This window comes from Microcystis sp. M53598_WE2 (assembly GCF_030067735.1).
Classification (GTDB): Bacteria; Cyanobacteriota; Cyanobacteriia; order Cyanobacteriales; family Microcystaceae; genus Microcystis; species Microcystis aeruginosa.
The window spans coordinates 1-4,302 of the sequence record NZ_JASJFE010000964.1 but is presented as its reverse complement, the minus strand read 5'-3'; the positions used below and the strand labels follow the sequence as shown (position 1 = coordinate 4,302).

The following is a 4,302-nucleotide window of genomic DNA, read 5'->3' as shown; positions in this document are numbered from 1 at the left end:
TGGGGAGAGAATACCTCTACTTTTTCAGAAGCAATTCTGTCTAAGCAAGTAATCTCTGTGAACCAAGAATCCCCGTCTCTTTAGAGCGGGGAGTGTCAACAACTAAGGTAGCCAAACAGATAATCAGAAGGTTGGATAAAGCACCGTGCCAATATTTTTCTTATCTGTGAAAGTTATTTTCTTTCTATCATTGGATAATTTCCCACCAGAGTGTTTATACTCTACAGAACGATTATTCTTTGGGAATTTAGGATAACCTTTTTTACCTTTTACCTTTTATCATACCAAATCCGTTTTTAATAGTGTGATTAACTGCCAAGTTATGGATTGTTTCTCCCTGCTCCCCACCCTCCGCTCCCTGGTCTCCTGTACTTTTTAAACAGGATTTAGTATCACTATAAATAGGAGAGAGTCACAAATATTGAGATGCACCCAAAAAATGAGTCTAAAACTTTACTTTTTGCGTCATGGCGAAACCACAGCCAGTCAAGCGGGGAGTTTTTGCGGTCGATTAGACTTGCAACTAACCCCGGCCGGCGATGAAATGGCCAAGGATTTCGCTCTTGTCTATCGAGATGTGCCTTGGACAGCGATCTATTCTAGTCCCCTCAAGCGCACCATGGCCACGGCCACCCCTTTAAGCGATCTCTTAGGTATTCCCATCCACAAACGGGAAGGATTAAAAGAGATTGCCTACGGCCAATGGGAGGGAAAAACCGCAGCCGAGGTTAATCGGGAGTTTCATGATGATTATGTGCGCTGGTTAGCAGATCCGGGCTGGAATTCTCCCACAGGGGGCGAAAAAGGCATCGATATCGCTCGCCGCAGTTCGGAAGTATTAGAGGAAATCGACCATAATCACGATGATGGCCATATTTTGATCGTTTCCCATAAAGCAACGATCCGAATCATGTTATGTTCTCTTTTAGGCATTGATATCGGCCGTTATCGCGATCGAATTGCCATGCCCGTGGCCTCGGTGACGATCGTCGAATTAGCCGAACACGGTCCCCTCTTTCAAGTTATAGGCGATCGCTCTTACCTCCGCAATGACCTGCGCTCGCGAGCGGGAACCTAACCAGTCAACAGTAACCAGGGAAGCCCCGAATTTGGTCTCCTGAAAAACTATGTGCTTGATGTTATATTTTCTACGACACGGACAAACGGCCTATAGCAAAACGGGAGGATACTGTGGTACTCCAGAAAATGACCCCGGTTTGACTGCCGAAGGCATCGAAATGGCGGAGGAATTCGCCGATGTCTATCGTTCTTTACCTTGGCGCGCGGCCTACGTCAGTCCCCTACAAAGAGCTATTCAAACCGCTAAACCCCTCTGTGAAGCGGTAGGACTGAAATTAGAAATCCGCCAGGGATTACAAGAGATCGGTTATGGTCTTTGGGAAGGTATGCACCCCAACGATATCGATCGTCAATATCATGATCTCTATGTACGTTGGTTGACGGATCCCGCTTGGAATGCTCCCCCCAACGGGGAAAGGGGGATCGATATCGCCCGTCGTTCCGCGGCCGTTTTGGAAGAAATCGAACACACCCACAGTGATGGCAATATCCTGATCGTTTCCCACAAGGCCACCATCCGGATCATGCTCTGTAGTCTGATGGGTATCGATGTGGGCCGTTATCGCGATCGGTTTGAAATGCCCGTGGCAGCTGTCAGTATTGTCGAATTAGGCAGTCGTGGCCCGCTTTTCCATGGCATCGGTTTACGTTCCCACCTCAGTGAGTACCTGCGTTCTCTTCCTTGCACCTAATCAGTTATCAGTTATCAGTTATCAGTTATCAGTTATCAGTTATCAGTGATTCAGTTATCAGTGATCAGTGATCAGTGATCAGATGTCAGTTTTCATACTCAATCCGGTTATTAAAAACTGATTATCTATTCCCTCTTTTGCCTTTTGCCTTTTGCCTCTTGCCTTTTGCCTGTCCTGATATGTAGCCTATACTCAACGGATTTGGTATCAGGTCACTGATTACTGTTTACTGTTTACTGGACGGCTACGCCGTGCCTTTGGCAACACTGAAAATACTCCCCACTTCCCATTTATGCCCAAAATCCATCACTTTGAGCTATTACCTTCCACTAATACTAAAGCTTGGCAATTATTAGAATCGGGGGAAAATCCGCCTTTTGTGGTGACTGCTCGTCAACAAAGTGCTGGGAGAGGACAATGGGGACGGGAGTGGATTTCTGAACCGGGAGGATTATATTTATCTTTGGCGTTAAATCTTGATTTAGAGGTGGATAAATCTGCCCATCTCGTTCTCGCTACAGTTTGGGGCATCGCTCATCACCTGAATTGTCAAGAAATACCCGTTAAAATCAAATGGCCGAACGATTTAGTCCTATTAGGGCGCAAACTAGGGGGAATTAACCTAGAAACCCGTATTCAGGGCCAAAACATCCCGCAAGCAGTCATCGGAGTAGGCCTCAATTGGTCTAATCCTGTCCCCCCCACCGGTATTAATTTACAGGCTTTTACTGGCAATAAAATCACCTCGATCGCTCAGTTAACCTCTCTCACCAGCGATGCTATCCTATACGGCTATGAATATTACTGTAATCACGGCATAAAAGCCCTATTAGCCTCCTATTTAGGACTTTTTGCCAATTTTGGTCAAAAGATAGCTTTTGAGGGCTATCAGGGCATAATAACCGGGGTAAGCGATCGAGGGGAACTAAAAGTTAAACTCACCTCGGACAATGCCAGTAGCGAAATTTATATACCGGCCGGTAGGGTTAGTCTCGGCTATAATTGAGTCTAAATATTTTTTTGACTAAACTGTGAGAAGTGAGGCCGCCCTATGTATCCTTCATCGGTGATATTGAAACTTTTTCTCGGAAAATCCTTAAAAAAGAAGCTGAGTTTATGCAGTGGTCTCGGTTTAGTAATCAGCGGTCTGATTACTCTTGCTCCCAATGCGATCGCTAATTCCGAAACTGGCAGCGAAACCCCGGTAGTGGAAAATGCCGCCCCGACTCTAAAAGCCCCCGTTATCAAAGAAAATACTAATCCTGCCCCCCGTCTGGCTATCCCCGAAAACCATCAAACCGATATGCCTACCCTTGCCCCCCGGGCCGGCGGTAAAAATAATTTTATCGATACCAGAAACTTTAACCCCCCCAGTTCCGTTGTCGTCACCGAGCGCCGCAGTGGTTGCCAAACCATCGCCCAAAATGGTCAACTGGTAGGAGGTAGCTGTAATCTGGCGGCCCGGGCCTCCCGTCGCCAGCCGGTCAGCACTGTGGCCAAACCCTTACCCCCGGTTAATCTGGCCCGGGTGCGTCTCAATCCTAATCCAGCCGTGCGGGTAGGACGGCAGCCCCGAAATCAGCCGGTTATCGCTAATAATTCCCTGCGTCGTTATGCCCCCACTCTCGTGGCTTCTAGCGCCCCGGTACGTCTGGCACCCCCGACGGTGATTGCGAGTCAGGTGGTGGCCCTCAATCCCCCGGAATGGAATGGCGTAAAATTAGCTTTAGCCCCGGTGACTCGCGCAGAAGTGGAAGCAATCAGCGAAGCGACCACCTATGAGCGGGCCACCCGTTTAAGTCCCACGGATTCTAACCAAACTCAACGCACCGATTTACTCTTTCCCCTCGCCCTTCCTGCTCAAATTACCTCGGTTTTTGGGTGGCGAAATCATCCAGTCAGCGGGAATCGGGCCATGCACGCGGGTACTGATTTAGGCGCGGCGATGGGAACACCTGTATTAGCCGCCTACGCAGGGGAAGTGGCCACCGCCGACTGGTTAGGAGGTTACGGATTAACGGTGATTTTACGTCACCTCGATGGTAGTCAAGAATCTCGTTATGCCCACCTTTCGGAAATTACCGTCAAACCGGGAGAATGGGTGGAACAGGGCGCGGTTATCGGTCGTGTGGGTAGTACGGGACTTTCTACCGGTCCGCACCTACACTTTGAATGGCGACACCTAACCGAACAGGGTTGGACCGCCGTAGATGCCGGTTTACATCTAGAATTAGCCCTCGATAATCTGGTGCAGAGAATGCAAATGGCCGCAGCCACTGACTCTAATCAGAATTAATTTGTTTTGGGTTACAACCATAGCGGTTTTTGGAGCTTAAAAACGCATCGTTGAGCTTTTGCCCAATTGATGCGTTTTCATACATTCGCAGTCTTAAGTAGGGCTTGCTGAATAAATGTGAAATGTAGGCAAGGTAAGGGTTTTGTGGCTTTTCTCGCGAAACAGGTGCAAGATTTTGAGAGAATCGTGGTTCAAAACCTTGCGTCTTCATGGTTCCGCGTCCTGTAGGGGCGA

At 48.2% G+C, this 4,302-nt stretch carries 5 protein-coding genes and 1 pseudogene; 4 read left to right on the top strand and 2 right to left on the bottom strand.

The window, feature by feature from the left end:
- Positions 1–141: 141 nt before the first annotated feature.
- A pseudogene (locus tag PX636_RS19775) lies at positions 142–276 on the bottom strand (RNA-guided endonuclease TnpB family protein); the annotation flags it as partial.
- 163 nt (positions 277–439) lie between these two features.
- On the opposite strand from PX636_RS19775, the gene PX636_RS19770 reads away from it, so the two are divergent.
- The 4 genes from PX636_RS19770 (at position 440) to PX636_RS19755 (ending at position 4,068) form a co-directional block, all read left to right on the top strand.
- A complete protein-coding gene (locus PX636_RS19770; RefSeq protein WP_288118438.1) occupies positions 440–1,078 on the top strand; it encodes a histidine phosphatase family protein in 639 nt (212 codons plus the stop codon).
- A 49-nt stretch (positions 1,079–1,127) separates the two neighbouring features.
- On the top strand, positions 1,128–1,772 hold the full coding sequence (locus PX636_RS19765) for a histidine phosphatase family protein (RefSeq protein WP_002759710.1): 645 nt from the start codon (positions 1,128–1,130) through the stop codon (positions 1,770–1,772).
- Between the two features lie 292 nt (positions 1,773–2,064).
- Positions 2,065–2,778 carry a biotin--[acetyl-CoA-carboxylase] ligase gene (locus PX636_RS19760; protein WP_288118436.1) on the top strand — a complete coding sequence of 238 codons (714 nt, stop codon included), beginning with the start codon at positions 2,065–2,067 and terminating at the stop codon, positions 2,776–2,778.
- A 45-nt stretch (positions 2,779–2,823) separates the two neighbouring features.
- Positions 2,824–4,068, top strand: coding sequence for a M23 family metallopeptidase (locus tag PX636_RS19755; RefSeq protein WP_288118435.1), 1,245 nt, complete (start codon positions 2,824–2,826; stop codon positions 4,066–4,068).
- On the opposite strand, the gene PX636_RS19750 is transcribed toward PX636_RS19755, so the two are convergent.
- Positions 4,055–4,302, bottom strand: a 248-nt coding sequence (locus PX636_RS19750) for a hypothetical protein (RefSeq protein WP_288118433.1), incomplete at its 5' end; no start/stop codon positions are given. The two genes, PX636_RS19755 and PX636_RS19750, sit on opposite strands and share 14 nt — an antisense overlap.